General features: G+C 70.0%; 14 protein-coding genes. 11 read left to right on the top strand and 3 right to left on the bottom strand.

Annotated features, from left to right (window positions below):
* Window positions 1-27 precede the first annotated feature (27 nt).
* The 5 genes from JI745_RS10520 to JI745_RS10500 all read left to right on the top strand — a co-directional run bounded on the left by JI745_RS10520 (window position 28) and on the right by JI745_RS10500 (window position 8,877).
* Window positions 28-891, top strand: a complete 864-nt coding sequence (locus tag JI745_RS10520; protein WP_201805996.1) for a class I fructose-bisphosphate aldolase — start codon at window positions 28-30, stop codon at window positions 889-891.
* A 92-nt stretch (window positions 892-983) separates the two neighbouring features.
* Window positions 984-5,663 (top strand): LamG-like jellyroll fold domain-containing protein, encoded by a 4,680-nt coding sequence (locus tag JI745_RS10515; protein WP_201805994.1) that lies wholly within the window; start codon window positions 984-986, stop codon window positions 5,661-5,663.
* A 7-nt stretch (window positions 5,664-5,670) separates the two neighbouring features.
* Window positions 5,671-7,314 carry a GMC family oxidoreductase gene (locus JI745_RS10510; protein WP_201805992.1) on the top strand — a complete coding sequence of 548 codons (1,644 nt, stop codon included), beginning with the start codon at window positions 5,671-5,673 and terminating at the stop codon, window positions 7,312-7,314.
* Window positions 7,315-7,353: 39 nt separating this feature from the next.
* Window positions 7,354-8,265, top strand: a complete 912-nt coding sequence (locus JI745_RS10505; RefSeq protein ID WP_201805990.1) for an amidohydrolase family protein — start codon at window positions 7,354-7,356, stop codon at window positions 8,263-8,265.
* 6 nt (window positions 8,266-8,271) lie between these two features.
* Window positions 8,272-8,877 carry an alpha-ketoglutarate-dependent dioxygenase AlkB gene (locus tag JI745_RS10500; protein ID WP_201805988.1) on the top strand — a complete coding sequence of 202 codons (606 nt, stop codon included), beginning with the start codon at window positions 8,272-8,274 and terminating at the stop codon, window positions 8,875-8,877.
* A gap of 7 nt (window positions 8,878-8,884) precedes the next feature.
* On the opposite strand, the gene JI745_RS10495 is transcribed toward JI745_RS10500, so the two are convergent.
* Complete coding sequence (locus JI745_RS10495) at window positions 8,885-9,700, bottom strand: hypothetical protein (RefSeq protein WP_310738568.1); 816 nt, start codon at window positions 9,698-9,700, stop codon at window positions 8,885-8,887.
* Window positions 9,701-9,900: 200 nt separating this feature from the next.
* Between JI745_RS10495 and JI745_RS10490 the strand changes: the two genes are divergently transcribed.
* Together JI745_RS10490 and JI745_RS10485 are read left to right on the top strand one after the other, a co-directional pair.
* Complete coding sequence (locus tag JI745_RS10490) at window positions 9,901-10,701, top strand: SDR family NAD(P)-dependent oxidoreductase (RefSeq protein WP_201805984.1); 801 nt, start codon at window positions 9,901-9,903, stop codon at window positions 10,699-10,701.
* Window positions 10,701-11,012, top strand: coding sequence for an ATPase with chaperone activity (locus JI745_RS10485; RefSeq protein ID WP_201805981.1), 312 nt, complete (start codon window positions 10,701-10,703; stop codon window positions 11,010-11,012). The genes JI745_RS10490 and JI745_RS10485 overlap by 1 nt, the downstream gene beginning before the upstream one ends.
* A 13-nt stretch (window positions 11,013-11,025) precedes the next feature.
* Here JI745_RS10485 and JI745_RS10480 read toward each other — a convergent pair whose 3' ends face one another.
* Window positions 11,026-12,207, bottom strand: a complete 1,182-nt coding sequence (locus JI745_RS10480; RefSeq protein ID WP_201805979.1) for a diguanylate cyclase — start codon at window positions 12,205-12,207, stop codon at window positions 11,026-11,028.
* A gap of 146 nt (window positions 12,208-12,353) precedes the next feature.
* Here JI745_RS10480 and otnI point away from each other — a divergent pair, with 146 nt between their 5' ends.
* Complete coding sequence (gene otnI / locus JI745_RS10475; RefSeq protein WP_201805977.1) at window positions 12,354-13,148, top strand: 2-oxo-tetronate isomerase; 795 nt, start codon at window positions 12,354-12,356, stop codon at window positions 13,146-13,148.
* Here otnI and JI745_RS10470 read toward each other — a convergent pair.
* Window positions 13,120-14,028 carry a 5'-nucleotidase gene (locus JI745_RS10470; protein WP_201805976.1) on the bottom strand — a complete coding sequence of 303 codons (909 nt, stop codon included), beginning with the start codon at window positions 14,026-14,028 and terminating at the stop codon, window positions 13,120-13,122. The two genes, otnI and JI745_RS10470, sit on opposite strands and share 29 nt — an antisense overlap.
* Window positions 14,029-14,158: 130 nt before the next feature.
* Here JI745_RS10470 and JI745_RS10465 point away from each other — a divergent pair, with 130 nt between their 5' ends.
* From JI745_RS10465 to JI745_RS10455, 3 genes are all read left to right on the top strand, one after another.
* Window positions 14,159-14,347 carry a hypothetical protein gene (locus JI745_RS10465; RefSeq protein ID WP_201805975.1) on the top strand — a complete coding sequence of 63 codons (189 nt, stop codon included), beginning with the start codon at window positions 14,159-14,161 and terminating at the stop codon, window positions 14,345-14,347.
* A gap of 143 nt (window positions 14,348-14,490) precedes the next feature.
* A complete protein-coding gene (locus JI745_RS10460) occupies window positions 14,491-15,246 on the top strand; it encodes a response regulator (protein WP_201805973.1) in 756 nt (251 codons plus the stop codon).
* A complete protein-coding gene (locus JI745_RS10455) occupies window positions 15,243-17,234 on the top strand; it encodes a PAS domain S-box protein (RefSeq protein ID WP_201805971.1) in 1,992 nt (663 codons plus the stop codon). Before JI745_RS10460 ends, JI745_RS10455 begins: the two co-directional genes overlap by 4 nt.

Genomic DNA, 17,234 nt, shown 5'->3' with positions numbered 1-17,234 from the left:
TGCCTCTCGAAAGAACAAGGAGTACCGATGACCCACCCCAAGCAGGCCCGCCTCAACCGATTGCTCAAGGCCGGCCGCTGCCTCGACATCGCGGTCGACCACGGCGTGTGCAACGAGCCCAGCTTCCTCGACGGCCTGCAGGACATGCCGGCCGTGATCGACCAGCTCGTCGCCGCCGGGCCCGACGCCATCCAGCTCAACTACGGCCAGGCCGATCTGCTGCAGTACCGGCCCGAGCGCCACAAGCCCGGCCTCGTGATGCGCGTCGACATGGGCAACCCCTACAACGCCCAGCGCCACCGCGTGATGTGGGCGGTGCTGCAGAACGAGCACGACCCGGTGCTGCCCGCGGTGCAGATGGACGCGGCCTGCGTGGTCGTCAATCTCTTCATGCTGCCCGACGAGCCGGAGCTCTTCCGCCAGTGTGTGAGCAACATCGCCCGTGTGCGCCAGGACTGCGACCGCTACGGCATGCCATTGATGATCGAGCCGCTGGTGATGGGCCCGAACACCGCGCGTGGCGGCTACCTCGTCGACGGCGATGCCGAGAAGATCGTGACGCTGGTGCGCCTGGCGCGCGAGATGGGCGCCGACATCGTGAAGGCCGACCCGACCACCGACCCGCACGAATTCCACCGCGTGGTGCAGGCCGCACGCTGCCCGGTGCTCGTGCGCGGCGGCGGGCGTGAAGACCTGTCGGCGGTGTTCGAGCGCTCGCGCGTGCTGCTCGACCAGGGCGCGGTCGGCATGGTCTATGGCCGCAACGTCTACCAGCACAAGTCGCCGGCGAGCGTCGTGAGGGCGCTGATGGCCATGATCCACGACGGCGCGAGTGCGCAGGCCGCGTGGAAGCTGTACGAGACCTCGAGCGCCGCGCCCGCCGATCGCTGATCGCGATCCTCCCAGTTCCACCCACCCCCGCCCGCGAGACCACGCCGCATGCACGGTGTGCCGGGGCCGTCTTTCATGTTCAGGAGACCGACATGAGAATCCTCAAGCACCTGCTGGCATTCGCCGGGATGTTGTGTGCCGTGTTGTTCAGCCACGCTGCGATCAACAACCAGAGCCCCGTCACCTCGCTGCGCCAGCTCGGCGCGGCGGCGGGCGTGGTGGCGGCGGCGGCCCCGATCCGCGGGCCCGGCCTCGGCAACCTCACCTACACGCAGGCCGAGCTGTTCCGGCCGGTCTCGATGATCCTGCGCAACGACCAGGGCGTGCCCGCCACCTACCCGAGCCGCAAGGCCTTCGGCCTCAACGCGGGGATCATGCACAACGGCTACTTCGTGACGCTCTTCGCGCCCGACAGCGGCGACGGGCCGGGCGGCTTCCTGATCTACGACGTGTCGAACCCGCGCGCGATCTCGCTGGTGCAGCGCATCTACGAGCCCGAAGGCCGCACCGCCGAGTTCCGCGAGGCGCATGCCTTCGGCGTGTCCACCATCAACAACCGCAACTACATCGCCATCGCCACCACGAAGGGCGTGGAGTTCTGGGACTTCACCGACGTCAACAACGTCCAGCAGGTGCGCAAGGTCCCGCTGCCCACCGTCAACCGTGGCGACTACGCCAACGTGGCCTGGCAGCTCTGGTGGCAGGCGCCCTACCTCTACGTGGCCTCGGCCAACGACGGCATCTACATCGTCGACGCACGCGACCCGGCCACCGCCGCGCTCGCCAACCGCGGCGCCGGACGGCCCAACCCGGTGCCCACCGGCGAGCTCGGCGGCTTCCGCGTCGGCCCCATCTTCACGATGGGCAACCAGATGGTGATCACCTCGATGGAGAGCACCGACGGCATCGCGAGCCTCGACATCTCGGACCCGCTCAACCCCAAGGTGCTCGACACCGTGCCGAGCAGCCCCTTCTATTACGCCACTTGCTACGACGGCAAGAAGCTCTACGGCTCGGTCCGCGGCGGCGGCGCGCGCATGTTCGCCTACGACCTCACCGACCGCAGCCGCTTCGTCGCCGAAGACAACCGCCTGGTGATCGACGAGCAGCTCTACTGCGCCACGCAGGACCACTTCGTCTTCCAGGGTGCGCAGATCCGCATGCACAAGGTCGACGTGAGCAACCCCCTGCAGCACGTGCAGGTCGGCGTGGGCAGCCTTTTCCCCGCGGGCGACCCCAACCTGCCGGGCTCCGACCACGGGCAGGTGGCGGTGTTCGGCAACCTGGTGTTCGTGGGCAACGACCATGGCTCCGGCAGCGGCTTCATGGTGCACTCGACCGCACCCGACACCACCCGCCCGGTGGTGCGCCAGGTCTCGCCAGCACCCGGCGCGCGCCAGCAGGCGCTGAGCTCGCGGGTGGGCATCGGCCTGACCGACAGCATCCTGCCGGAGAGCGTGAACGCCAGCAGCTTCATCGTGCGGCCGCTGGGCGGCAACACGCTGCCCGGCACCTACAGCGTGCAGCTCGGCATCATCAACTTCCACCCGCAGCAGCCGCTGCAGCCCAACACCACCTATGAAGTGCTGCTGCCCGGCGGCGGCGTGAAGGACTACGCCGGCAACCCGATCGGCACCGACTTCCGCAGCACCTTCACCACCGGCAACGCGCTCGACATCGGCCTCGCCCACTACTGGACGCTCGGCCGCAACCTCGTCGACCAGATCGGGCAGAACAACGGCACCGCCGCGGCGAACGATGCCTACGAGAGCATCGGCCTCAACTTCTCGTCGCGCACCGGCGGTGTGGCCTTGCGCGACGACAACGTGGCCTCGGTGCTCGCCGGCACGGCCTCGTTGAGCTTCTACATGCGCACCACCCAAGGCGGCAACAACAGCGCGTGGCTCGCGCCCGGCATCTTCGGCCGTGACCAGACCGGCGGCGACAACGACGTGTTCTGGGGCTGGCTCGATGGCAGCGGCCGCATCAACCTCTCGGTCGGCAACGCCGGCACCGGCAACCCGGGCACCCGCTCGACCAACCCGGTGAACGACGGCAACTGGCGCCACATCGTGCTCACGCGCGACGCGGCCTCGGGCGTGCAGTCGGTCTACGTCGATGGCGTGAAGACCACGTCCACCGGCCGCACCGGGGCGCTCGGCTTGAACAACCGCTTCCAGCTGCTGGGCCAGATCCAGGGCAACCCCGATTTCTTCCGCGGCACGCTGGCCGACGTGCGCGTCTACAACCGCGTGCTGAGCGATGCCGACGTGTCCGCCTTGCGGGCCACGCCGATCGTCGGCGACCCCGGCCTCGGCGAAGGGCCGAAGCTCGTCAACGGCCAGCTCGTCTTCAACCCCACTGTGCTCGGCGGCTCGGCGCAGTACAGCTGGAACTTCGGCAACGGCACCCGCAGCGCCTTTGCCTCGCAGCCCGGCATCAACTACACCTACAACGCCCCCGGCCACTACACGGTGACGCTCACCGTGCGCAACCCCAATGGCCAGGAGACCTACTACACCCAGACGGTGACCGTCATCAACCCGGTGACGGCGGTGGCGCCCACGCACACCAGCAACATCGTGGGCGACGCCAACAACGTCTACAGCGTGAACCCGGACAGCGGCACGGTCGCGGCGATCAACGCACAGACCATGGCACGCCTGTGGGAGGTGAGGGTGGGCCGCGAGCCGCGCACGCTCGCCGTCGGCCCCGACGGGCGCGTGTGGGTCACGGTGCAGGACGAAGACAGGCTCGTCGCGCTCGACCCGGCCAACGGCAGCGTGTCGCTCAGCGTGCAGCTCGCCTACGGCAGCGGCCCCTACGGCGTGGTCTTCACGCCCGACCGCAGCAAGGGCGTGCTGACACTGGAAAACAAGTCGCAGCTCATCACCTTCAACCCGAGCACGGGAGCGACCACCGGCACGCTGGCGTTGAGCGGCGCGGTGCGCGGCGTGGCGGTCAGCGCCGATTCGGCGGTGGCCTACGTGACCCGCTTCAAGTCGGCGATGACCGGCGGCCAGCTGCACAAGGTCAACCTGCAGTCGCTCGCGCTCACGACCAGCATCGGCCTGCGCGTGGACACCACCACCCTCGACGACGAGAGCCGCGCGCGCGGCGTGCCCAACTACCTGGTCCAGGCGGTGGTCTCGCCGGACGGCCGGCGTGTGGTGCTGCCCTCGAAGAAGGACAACATCGTGCGCGGTGTGTTCCGCGACGGCCTCAACCTGGAGCACGACCGCACGGTGCGCTCGATCCTGTCGCAGGTCGACGTGCTGCAGGCGGCCGAGGTGCCGGCCGACCAGCTCGACTTCGACGACCGCGCGCCGGCCCGCGCGGCGGTGTTCTCGCCCTCGGGCGACTACATCTTCGTCGCGCAGATGGAAGGCAACCGCGTCGCCATCGTCGACACCTACACCCGCGCGGTGCGCGGCGAGATCACCGACGTGGGCGCCGCGCCGCACGGCCTGTACCTCGATGCAGCGCGCAAGCGGCTCTTCGTCAACAACTTCCTCTCGCGCTCGGTGACGGTGCACGACATCGCCCAGGTGCTGACGAGCGAAAGTGCCGCCGCCGTGCGCCTGCAGGTGGTGGGCACGGTGGCGCAGGAGCCGCTGAGCGCCTCGGCCCTGCGCGGCAAGCAGCTCTTCTACAACGCGGCCGACCGCCGCATGAGCCGCGACAACTACATGTCGTGCGCGAGCTGCCACGCCGACGGCGGCGACGACGGCATGGTGTGGGACTTCACCCAGCGGGGCGAAGGCCTGCGCCGCACCGTCACGCTGCAGGGCCGCCAGGGCATGGGCCACGGCCGGGTGCACTGGAGCGGCAACTTCGACGAGATCCAGGACTTCGAGAACGACATCCGCACGCAGTTCGGCGGCACCGGCTTCATGAGCGATGCCGACTACGCCGCCACCGTCAACCCGCTCGGCACGCCCAAGGCCGGCCGCAGCGCGGCGCTCGACGACCTGGCGAACTACCTGCGATCGCTGTCGCGCTACACCCGCAGCCCGGTGCGCAACGCCGACGGCACGCTCACCGCGAGTGCGCTGCGCGGCCGCGACGTGTTCGCGAGCGTGCAGTGCGCCACCTGCCACTCGGGCATCCATTTCACCGACAGCGTGCGGCGCGACGTGGGCACGATCCAGGCCTCGTCGGGCCGGGGCAACGGGCAACCGCTCGCCGGCGTGGGCTTCGACACGCCCACGCTATTCGGCAGCTGGAGCACGAGCGCCTTCTTCCACAACGGGCAGGCCGCGGCCTTGCAGAACGTCTTCTCGTCGGGCCACGGCAACGCCTCGTCGCTGCCCGCCGCCGACGTGACCGCGCTCACCGACTATGTGCGCTCGCTAGATGCGACCAGTGCGCAACTGCGCATCCGCTCCAATCACAGCAACCTGTGCGTGAACGTGCGCGGTGCCTCCGCCGCGAGCGGTGCGGTGGTGATCCAGTGGACCTGCGGCACCGGTGCGAACGAGCAGTTCGTGGTGAACAACATCGACGGCTACGAGCAGTACGTCTTCGTGCACTCCGGCCTGTGCCTGGCGCAAGCCGACACCGCGGCCGGTGGCGGCGCGGCCGTGCAGGTGGCCTGCACGACGGGCAACACCACGCAGTGGACGCGCACCGGCAACGTGCTGCGCAACCGTGCGTCGGGCGCCTGCCTGGACGTGCCCAACAACTCGACCGCGCAGGACGTGCCGCTCGCCACCTGGTCTTGCCACAGCGGCAACAACCAGAACTGGACGCTGAGCGTGCTGAACAACTGAGGACACCGTGCAAGAGAAGTTCTTCGACTACGTGGTGGTGGGCGCCGGGACGGCCGGCGCCCTGATGGCCAACCGGCTCAGCGAGGACGGGCACAGCGAGACGCTGCTGCTCGAAGCCGGCGGCCGCGACGACTACCACTGGATCCACATCCCCGTGGGCTACCTGTACTGCATCGGCAACCCGCGCACCGACTGGCTCTACACGACCGAGCCCGACGCCGGCCTCAACGGCCGCAGCCTGCGCTACCCGCGCGGCAAGAGCCTGGGTGGCTGCTCCAGCATCAACGGGATGATCTACATGCGCGGCCAGTCGCGCGACTACGACCAGTGGGCGCAGCTCACCGGCGACGACGCGTGGGCGTGGGAGAAGGTGCTGCCGGTCTTCCGCCGCCACGAGGACCACTACCTCGGCGCCGACGAGTTCCACGGCGCCGGCGGCGAGTGGCGCGTGGAGAAGCAGCGCCTGCGCTGGGACGTGCTCGATGCGTTTGCACAGGCGGCCGAAGAGGCGGGCGTGCCGCGCACCGACGACTTCAACCGCGGCAACAACGAAGGCGTGGGCTACTTCCAGGTCAACCAGCGCGGCGGCTGGCGCTGGAACACCGCCAAGGCCTTCATCCGGCCCGCCTGCACCGACCGCCAGAACTTCCACCTGTGGACGCACGCACGCGCCACGCGGCTCCTGTTCCGCCCCGGCGAGGACGGGCGGCCGCGCTGCATCGGCGTGATGGTGTGGGACGGGCGGCAGATGGTGTGCGCCCGCGCACGCGAGGAGGTGGTCGTCTGCAGCGGCGCGATCGGCTCGCCGCAGCTGCTGCAGCTCTCGGGCCTCGGGCCGGCGCCGCTGCTGCAGCGGCACGGCATCGAGGTCATCGCCGACCTGCCCGGTGTCGGCGCCAACCTTCAGGACCACCTGCAGATCCGCAGCGTCTACAAGGTGCGCGACGTGCCGACGCTGAACGTGCTGGCGAACTCGCTGGTGGGCAAGGCGAAGATCGGCCTCGAATACGTGCTCAGGCGCAGCGGCCCGATGAGCATGGCGCCCTCGCAGCTCGGGGCCTTCACGCGCAGCTCTGCGCGCTACGTGTGGCCCAACATCCAGTACCACGTGCAGCCGCTCTCACTCGACGCCTTCGGCGAGCCGCTGCACGACTTCCCGGCCTTCACCGCCAGCGTCTGCAACCTGAACCCGACAAGCCGCGGCACGGTGACGATCCGCAGCCCGAATTTCGACGACGCCCCGGCCATCGCCCCCAACTACCTGAGCACCGACGAAGACCGCCAGGTGGCCGCCGATTCGCTGCGTGTCACGCGCCGCATCGTGAGCCAGCCGGCGCTTGCGCGCTTCGATCCGCAGGAGTGGAAGCCGGGCCTGCAGTACCAGAGCGACGAAGACCTCACGCGCCTGGCCGGCGACATCGCCACCACCATCTTCCACCCGGTGGGCACGACCAAGATGGGCGCGAGCGACGACCCGATGGCGGTGCTCGACGCGAGGCTGCGCGTGCGCGGTGTGCGCGGCCTGCGGGTGGTGGATGCGGGCGCGATGCCCACCATCACCAGCGGCAACACCAACAGCCCCACCCTGATGATGGCGGAGCAGGCGGCGGCGTGGATCAAGGCCGCGCGGGCGCAGCCGGTACTGGTTTGAGGTATAGATGCGGGCGTGTCAGTTCACGCCCGCATCGACATGCCTTCCCACACGCCATTCCGTTCGCCTGTCCTGCTGAGCCGCCGCGACCTGCTCGCGCTGGCGGCCCTCACCGGCCTCACCGGCACGCGCCCGGCCGTCGCGGCGCAACCGTATGCCGGCCCGCTCTTCGACGCGCACCTGCACTACAACGTCGAAGCGGTGGAGCTGCATCCCATACCCGACGTGCTCGGCCGCATGCAGCGCAGCGGCGTGCGCGCGATCATCGCCAACAGCCGGCCCAACGACGGCACCAAGGCGCTGGCGGCTGCACGCGAGGCGACGAAGAAGGCCGGCGTGACCGTCGTGCCCTTCGTGCGCCTGTACCGCAACCGGGCCGACTACAACGGCTGGCCGCACGACCCGAGCATCGTCGACATGGTGATGCGCGAGCTGGCCGCCGGCACCGAGGCCGGGCCGTACCGCGGGCTCGGCGAGTTCCACCTCTATGACAGCAAGAACGCCGACGGCCCGACCGCGAAGCGCCTGATGCAGCTGGCGCAGGAGCGCAACCTGGTCGTGCTCGCGCACGTGGACGAGGTGGCGGTGGAGAAGCTCTTCGCCCACGCCCCGAAGGCGAAGATGATCTGGGCGCACACCGGCATCGGCGGTGCGGCGGTCGAGCGGGTGCGCGCGCTGCTCGACCAGCACCCCACGCTGTATGGCGAGCTGTCGTACCGACCGGGCCTCACCGTCGACGACGGCAAGCTGAGCGCCGCGTGGAAGGCGCTGCTGAGCGAGAAGCCCGAGCGCTTCTTCGTCGGCTCCGACACCTGGACCAACGGCCGCTGGCCCGACTATGAAAACCTCATGCGCGAGGCGCGGGCCTGGCTGGGCGACCTGCCGCCGGCGGCGGCGCGGCGCATCGCGTGGGAGAACGGCGCGGCGATGTTCGGGCTGGCGGCACCTTAAGCGCCGATGCAGCCGGGTCTCTTCGACGACCTGCCGGCCGCGCTGCCCGAGGGCGCGGCGTATGAAGACGAGTTCATCACGCGCGAGGAAGAGGCTGCGCTGCTCGCGCTGATCGGCGCGCTGCCGCTGCAGGAGGCGAAGTACAAGGACTACACCGCGCGCCGCCGCGTGGTGAGCTATGGCGGCGTCTTCGACTACGACACGATGGAGCTGAAGCCGGCCGGCGAGCTGCCCGCCGAGCTCCACTGGCTGCGCGAGCGGGCGGCGCGCTGGCTGGGTGTCGCGCCTACGGATTTCGTGCATGCGCTGATCGCCGAATACCGCCCGGGCACGCCGCTCGGCTGGCACCGCGACGTGCCGCAGTTCGAGTGCGTGGTGGGCATCTCGCTCGCGGCGCCCACGCGCCTGCGCTTCCGGCCTTATCGACGTGACGCCCCCGACAAGGTGCAGCGCGCCGACATCGTCAACGTCGAACTGCAGCCGCGCTCCATCTACAAGCTCACCGGCGCGGCGCGCTGGGCCTGGCAGCACAGCGTGCCGCCCGTTGCGGCGTTGCGCTACTCGGTCACGCTGCGCACGGCGCGCGGCGTCATGCCGCCACGGCCACGCTGAGCCGGCTTCAGGCGCCCTGGCGGCGGAACTCGCGCTGCTTCATCGCCAGGTACTCGCTGCGCTCCACCTCGTGCAGCTGGCGGGCGTATTGCTCGGTGGCGGCGAACCAGCGCTCCAGCCGCTGCGTGCGCTGCTGCGCCGGCGGGGCCGAGAGCGAGGCGAGGTAGGCCTCGATGGCGAGGTAGTAGCGCATGGTGTTGCGCTCGATCGCGCCACGCATGCCGCCGATGTAGGCATCGCCCGCGGTGCGCGTGAAGCCCACCTTGCTGGCGCCGGCGGTGGCGAAGTAGCCCTGCATCGCGAGCTTGGCCGCCATGCCCATGCCGTAGGAGTACCCAAGGTGCAGGTAGGTGCGCTTGCCGCCGTCCAGCGGAATGGCCTGCAGCTGGATGCGGAAGTCGCGTGTGGAGAAGGGGCCGGAGTCGGCGCCGAGCTGCAGGCTCATGTAGTCGTCGCTGCTCGCCTGTGGCTGCAGCGTGAAAGCCACGCGGTAGGCGTCTTCGAGGGGCTGGTCGTTCTTGCGGCCGATGTGCACGACGAGCTCGCGGCCGTTGACGGCGCACTGCTTGGTGTTGACCTGCAGCATGAGGATCTCGCACAGCGCCTCGGGCTGCTGCAGGTGCTCGCGCGCCAGCGCGTAGGGCTGGGGCATCACCGCATCGACGCTGCCGCTGAGCGCGTTGCCGGCATCGCTGCTCTGCACGACCAGCGGCCGCTTGAAGGGGCTCTGCTCGATCTGCGAGGCCAGCCGGTCATGGCGATCGCGCAGGGCCTGGGCCGATTCGGTGCGGGCCTGGGCGAAGGTGGTGCCAAGGGCGAGCACGGCAGCCAGGAGAACCCGGCCAAGTGGGAACGTCGATTGCTGAGGGCGCGCGAACTGTGCCAAGCGGGTCTCCCGGTACTGCTGAGGATCGCGCTTGGAGGACCGCGAGCCGCCGCAGTTCCCGCTTTTCGGGGCGCAGGTGTGAATTGCTGCCGCTGCAGTAGGCTCTCCCATTTGCATTCAAGGACGGAGACGGCTTCATGGGCAGCAGATTGCAAGGCAAGGTGGCGGTGATCACGGGCGCGACGAGCGGCATCGGCGAGGCGACGGCGCGCAAGTTCGCCGCCGAGGGCGCCTCGGTGGTGATCGCCGGGCGCAGCGTGGAGCGTGGCGAGGCGCTCGCGAAGGAGCTCGGCGGGAAGGTCGTCTTCCAGGCCGCCGACGTGATGCGCGAGGCCGACATCGCCGCCCTCGTCGACACCGCGGTGCAGCGCTTCGGCAAGCTCGATTGCATGTTCAATAACGCCGGCGGCAACACGCCCGGCACGCTGGAGGACGTGACCGAGCAGCAGGTCGACTACGCGATGAAGCTGCTCTACGGCAGCGCGCTCTTCGGCATCAAGCACGCGGCGCGCGTGATGAAGGGCCAGGGCGGCGGCAGCATCATCAACAACTCCAGCATCGCGGCGCACCGGCTCGCGCAGGGCGCGATGCTCTACTCGTGCGCCAAGGCGGCGGTGAGCCACCTCACGCGCCTGATGGGCGTGCAGCTCGGGCCCGACAACATCCGCGTCAACTCGATCTCGCCCGGTGCCATCGCCACGCCCATCTTCTGGGGCGGCGCGGCCACGGCCACCGACGAGGTCAACGCCAAGCGCCTCGCCAAGCTGCAGCAGAACCTGGCGCACGCCACGCCCACGCCGCGCTCGGGGCTGGCCGACGACATCGCCAATGCGGCGCTCTTCCTCGCCAGCGACGAGGGCAGCTTCGTCAACTGCCACGACCTGGTGGTGGATGGCGGGCGCATCTGGCAGTTCAACGAGCGCCCGCGCGAGGCGTGATGTCGGACGACGAGAACCAGATCGAGGTCCCGCCCTCGTTTATCGCGCTCTTCGTGCCCGAGGGGCGCATCAAGCCGACGGCGCCGTGGCGCGAGATCCGCGAGCGCTACGAGTACTGCGAGGACCTGGCCAACATGCTCACCGAGACGGCGAGCACGCAGCTGTGGCAGCTGGGCATCGCCGAGTCGGACGTGCTGGAGCGCATCGGCCTCGGCCTCGCCGGCGGGCAGGCCGGTGTGGAGGAGGCCGAGGCGCAGTGGGTGCTGCGCCGGCTCGCCGAGCTGCTGGGGTGGGACGGGCGCGAGCGCTGAGCCCGGCAGCGGCTCACGCTGCAGCGTGGAACTTGAGCTCGTGCTGCTCGCTGGGGCCCGGGCTTTCGACCAGGCGGCCGCGGCCCTCGGCCTTGGCCTGGTAGAGCGCGGCATCGGCGCGCAGCAGCAGCGCGTCCATCGTCGTGTCGCTCGCCTGGCGCGTGGCCACGCCGGCGCTGTAGTCGAGCGGCTCGGCGCCGGTGTCCCGCGCATGGGTGATCAGGCAGCCGCGCAGGCGCTCGTCGAAGCGCATCGCGTCTTTCGCCTCGGCGCGCGACAGCAGCACACAGAACTCTTCGCCCCCGTAGCGGCAGTAGAGGTCGCCGGCGCGCACGCAGGAGCGCAGGCCGGTGGCGATGGTCTGCAGCGCCACGTCGCCGGCGGCATGGCCGTGCTGGTCGTTGATGCGCTTGAAGTGGTCGACGTCGAGCATCAGCAGCGTCAGCGGCTCGTTGTAGCGTGTGGCGTGGGCGAGGGCCACCTGGGCGCGCTCGAGGAAGGCCTGGCGGTTGAGCAGGCCGGTGAGGCCGTCGGTCTGCGCCTGCCGGCGCAGCTCGCGCTCGGCTTCTTCACGCCACGCGGCGAGCAGGCCCAGCGTGCACAGCGAGAGCGCCACGTGGTTGAGGAACACCGCCGCCACGTTGACCGGGTGCGTGGCGCGGAAGAACGGGTAGGCCTCGGTGAAGAAGGCGCCCAGCACGCCGCGCCACAGGGTGACGATGGTGAGCGCCACGAAGCTCGCCAGCAGCAGGCCGCGCCAGCGCCGGCCGATGTGCGGCGCCGGCATCGCAAGCGCCACGCAGACCAACACCATCTGCGCGGCGAACATCGCGTTCGACAGGCCCACGCGCGCCGGGTAGCTCGGGTAGGCCCATGCGTAGACGAGCGGCATCGCCACCACCAGGCCCCACATCGCCCGCTTGCCCGGCCGCGGGCCGATCCACGCCTGCAGCGCCGACCACAGCATGGCGAAGCTCAGCGCCAGCAGGCCCAGCGCGACCGAGGTGAGGGCACGGTCGTGCACACGGGGTGCGACCAGGAAGAGGGCCCAGCTCAGGCCCTGCACGACCATGCCACCCTGGAAAAGACGGGCAGCGTTGCTCACCCGCCAGCCCATCAGCAGGGGCAGCGCCACGGCGGTGGCCATCACATTGGCCAGCAGCACCACCAGGATGGTTTGTATGTCGAGGTTCATGCAGTGCAGCACTGCATTGTCGGACCGCCGCGCAGGGCCCGGGTGCTAGGCCCTGCGCGCAAGTTGGACTCCGGCCGTGCGTCGCGCGGCCGTTCAAGGCCAGTCGGTCCGCGAGGCAAAACGAGGCGTGCGCTATCGTGCCGGCCATGCCACGCTTTGCCGCCAACCTGAGCTTCCTGTATGGGGAGCATGCGTTCCTCGACCGCTTTGCCGCTGCGCGGGCCGATGGCTTCGAGGCGGTGGAATACCTCTTCCCCCACGAGCACGACGCGAAGCTGCTGGCCGCGCAGCTGCACGCGCACGGCCTGCAGCAGGTGCTCTTCAATGCACCGCCGGGCGACTGGGCGGCGGGCGACCGGGGCATCGCCTGCGTGCCGGGCCGAGAGGCCGAGTTCAAGCGGGCGATCGACCTGGCGCTGGAGTACGCCGCGGCGTTGCGCTGCCCGCGCATGCACGTGCTGGCGGGGCTGGTGCCGGCGGGTGCCGAGCGCGAGCTGCTGCAGGCGCTGTATGTGCGCAACCTGGCGTGGGCCGCGCAGCGGGCGGCCGATGCCGGCGTGAACATCCTCATCGAGCCGATCAACCGGCGCGACATGCCCGGCTACTTCCTCAACCGGCAGGACCACGCGCACGCGATCGTCGACGAAGTCGGTGCGCCCAACCTGCAGGTGCAGATGGACCTGTACCACTGCCAGATCGTCGAGGGCGACCTCGCCGCCAAGCTGCGCCAGTACCTGCCCACCGGGCGCGTCGGCCACATCCAGATCGCCGGCGTGCCCGACCGTGGCGAGCCCGACGTGGGCGAAGTGAACTACCCGTACCTTTTCGAGCTGATCGATGCGCTGGGCTACGCCGGCCACATCGGCTGCGAGTACCGGCCGCGCGCCGGCACCACCGCCGGCCTGGGCTGGCTCAGGTCTTCGTCGCCAGCAGGTTCGTGACGCCGGCCGCCACGTGGCCCGAGGGGACGTGGGGCAGGGCGTTCTCGATGTGGCCGGTCTGGTCGTCGAAGAAGAAATCGGGCTCGAACTCGCGCAGGAACGCGCCCTTGGGCAGGCCGCCGAGGAACATGGCCTCGTCGATGTCGATGTCCCACTCCATCAGCGTGCGGATCGCGCGCTCGTGCGCCGGCGCGCTGCGCGCGGTGACGAGGGCGGTGCGCAGGCGCATGGCGGCCGATTCCTGGTTCTGCAGCGTCTTCAGCGCCTCGAGCAGCGGCTTGAAGGGGCCCGCGGCCAGCGGCAGCTCGGCGCGGTCGCGCTCATGGGCCTGGAAGGCGTCGAGCCCGGCCTGCTGGAAGACACGCTCCGACTCGTCGGAGAAGAGCACCGCATCGCCGTCGAAGGCGATGCGCACTTCGTTCGGGTGGGCATCGGACGCGCGGGCCGAGTGCGGGTAGACGCGCGCGGCCGGCACGCCTGCGCCGAGGGCCGAGCGCACGTCGGCCTCGTTGGTCGACAGGAAGAGGTGGGCGTTGAGCGGCTTGAGGTAGCGCCAGGGCGACTCGCCGCGCGTGAACACGCCGCGCTGGATCGGCAGGCCGTAGTGCTTGGCCGAGCGGAAGACGCGCATGCCGGAGACCGGGTCGTTGCGGGAGAGGATCACCACCTCGACGGCCGGCGACTTGGCGTTGAAGGCCAGCAGCTTGTGCACCAGCGAGAACGCGACGCCCGGCTTGGCCGGCACGCCCACCCGTTCCAGCTGGAGCCGCATGTAGGCGCGGTCGTCTTCGGCTTCGAAGAGACGGTTTTCCTCCTCGAAGTCGAACAGGGCACGCGAGGAGATGGCCACGACGAGCTGGCCGGCGAGGGTGACGGGCATGCGCGGGATGATAAGTGGCGCCCTGGGTGAAACAAACGAAACATGGCCGCCACGGCCCTGAAATGCGCGCGACACGGGGGCTTGCGACAGTCATGGCCACGCACCCGCCAAGACCTTCAGGAGCCCCGCCATGACCGAACTCGTTGCCCAGACGCTCAGCCGCATCCTCCAGCGCACCACCACGGCGCCCGAGCTCGACAAGGCGGTGGCCCTGCGCGCCGGTGAAGAGCGCCCGCGCCGGCCCGATTTCGCCGAGACGCGCCCGGTGATCTTCCGCAGCGAAGCCTTCGCCGAAGACCTGTACCCGCTGGCGGCGTGAGCGGGGTCGTGAGCGCACTGCCCTCGCGCCAGTGGCTGGCGGCCGTGCTTGCCACGGCCGGGCAGGCCGGTGCAAGCACGAGTGCCACCGCGGAACGCGGCCGATATGATCCAGCCCTGTCACAGCACAGGGGAGCACGGCCCATGACTGAGGGCGAAACCAGCACGGCAACCACCGTCCTGGTGGTGGACGACGAGCCCGAGCTGCGCTCGCTGCTCGGGGAATATTTCGGCCGCCATGGCTTTGCGGTGCGCGCCGCGCCCGACGCGCTGGCCGCCCGTGCCGCCATCGCCGAAGCCGCCCCCGACCTGGCCATCCTCGACGTCAACATGCCCGGCGAAAACGGCCTTTCGCTCGCCCGCTGGCTGCGCGATGCGCACCCCCATGTCGGCCTGGTGATGCTCACCACCGCCGGCGAATCGGTCGACCGCGTGGTCGGCCTGGAGCTTGGGGCTGACGACTACATGCCCAAGCCCTTCGAGATGCGCGAGCTGCTGGCGCGCTGCCGCGCGGTGCTGCGCCGGCTGAAGCTCTCGCAGGGCGTGGTGGCCGCGGCCGCGGCGGCAGCCGCTGAAGCGCAGGCCACGCGCCGGGTGAAGTTCGGCACCTGCCAGCTTGACCTCGACGAACGCCGCCTCTTCGGCGCCGACGGGCAGGAGATCGACATCAGCGCCGCCGAGTTCGACCTGCTCGCCCTCTTCGCCCGCAACCCGAACCGCCCCTTGAACCGCGACCAGATCATGGAGCAGGCACACAACCGCGGCTGGGACGTGTTCGACCGCTCCATCGACCTGCGCGTGATGCGCCTGCGCCGCAAGATCGAAACCAACCCCGACAAGCCGGAAGTGCTCAAGACGGTCCGCAACGTGGGCTACGTGTTCGTGCCGGCCGGCGGATGAAAAAACTCGAGCGGGAGTTCGCCTGGACCGGGCAGACCCACTGGGGCCTGCAACGCAACGCGCTCCCGCCGCTCGCGCCCGAGCTCATGGGCGCCCTTCTCCACAACATCACCGCCCGCGTGGCGGTGGTCGGGCGTGACCACTGCTTCATCTACGCCAACCGCGAAGCGCTGGCGTTCTACGGGCGCCCGCCCGAGCAGGTGATCGGGCAGCACCTCTCCAAGGTGCTCGGTGATACGGCCTATGCGGGTTACCTGCCGTGGGCCGAGCGCCTGTTCAGCGGCGAATCGCTGCGCTGGCAGGGATGGGTCGAGTACCCCACGCACGGGCGCCGCTTCCTGCAGGAGACGATGGTGCCGTTTGCATCAGACGGCCGTGACGTGCAGGCCATCATCGTCTTCGGCCGCGACCACACCGAGCTCAAGCTGCGCGAGGAAGAGCTGGCCGAGCAGATGGGCCAGCTGCAGGCGAGCGAGGCGCTCAAGGCGGCCATCGTCGACCACGCGCTCGCGGCGCTGATCTCCACCGACGGCGAAGGCCGCATCGTCGAATTCAACCCGGCGGCCGAAGCCATGTTTGGCCGGCAGCGTGCCGACGTGATGGGCCTGTTCGTGAGCGAGGTGATCATGCCCGAGCGCTACCGCCCTGCGCACGAGGCGGGCCTGCGGCGCATGGAGTCTGGCGGCGCCCCCCGCGTGCTCGGCAAGCGCATGGAGATGCATGCGCTGCGCGCCGATGGCAGCGAGTTCCCGATCGAGATGGTGCTGTGGCGCACGAACGTGGGCGGCACCGGCTACTACACCGCCTCGCTCGTCGACGTGACCGAGCGGCACAGCGCCGCGCAGCAGATCGAGCGCCAGCGCGATGCGCTGCGCCAGAGCGAGAAGCTGAGCGCGATGGGCAGCCTGCTCGCCGGCGTGGCCCACGAGCTGAACAACCCGCTGGCCATCGTGATGGGCCGTGCCAGCCTGCTCGAGGAAAAGTGCGACGATCCCGCACTGCTGGCCGACGTGCAGCGCATCCGCGAAGCGGCCGAGCGCTGCGGCCGCATCGTGCGCACCTTCCTCAACATGGCGCGCAGCAAGCCCGCCACGCGTGAAAACGTTTCGCTCAACGACCTGACGCGTGCCGCCGCCGAGATGCTGAACTACAGCTACCGCAGCCACGACATCGAGATGCGGCTGCACCTGGCCGACGAGTTGCCGAGCGTCAAGGCCGACGGTGACCAGGTCGGCCAGATCGTCTTGAACCTGCTCGTGAATGCACAGCAGGCGCTGGCGGCACGCGAGGGCGAGCGGCGAGTGCTCATCGAGACAGGGGTTGAAGCGCGGCGCGAGAACCGCGAGCCGCGCGTGTGGCTGCGCGTGTCCGACAACGGGCCCGGCGTGCCGGCCGAGCTGCGCGGCAAGCTGTTCGAGCCGTTCTTCACCACGAAGCCGGAAGGCATCGGCACGGGCCTGGGCTTGGCGATGTCTCGCTCGCTCGCGCGCGACCACGGCGGCGACCTCACGCTGGAGCCCACGTCACATCAAGGCGGGGCGAGCTTCCGCCTCAATTTGCCGATCAGCGGCGAGCCGGTGCAGGAGTCGGCCCCGGTGCCGTTGCAGGCGGTGGATGCCGCGCTGCAGACGCGCGTGCTGGTGGTGGACGATGAGTCGGAGCTCACCGAGCTGATGCGCGAGATCCTCGAGTCGGCAGGCTACGAAGTCGCCACGGCCGAATCGGGCGCCGTCGCACTCGCGCTGCTCGACACGGCGAGGTTCGACGCGATCGTGTCCGACCTGCGCATGCCCGACATGGACGGCGCCACCCTGTGGCGCGAGATCGACCAGCACCATCCGCAGTTGTCTCGCCGCATGTTGTTCGTGACCGGCGACACCTTGTCGCCCGGCGCGCGGGAGTTCTTGCGGAAGGCGAAGTGTGCGGGGCTCGACAAGCCGTTTTCAAAGGCGGACCTGCTGGCGGCGGTCGGGCGGCTGGTGGAGTAG

Source organism: Piscinibacter sp. HJYY11 (genome assembly GCF_016735515.1).
In the GTDB taxonomy this organism is placed as follows: domain Bacteria; phylum Pseudomonadota; class Gammaproteobacteria; order Burkholderiales; family Burkholderiaceae_C; genus Rhizobacter.
Note: the sequence above shows the minus strand (reverse complement) of the source record. Positions and strands in the feature narration are given on the sequence as shown.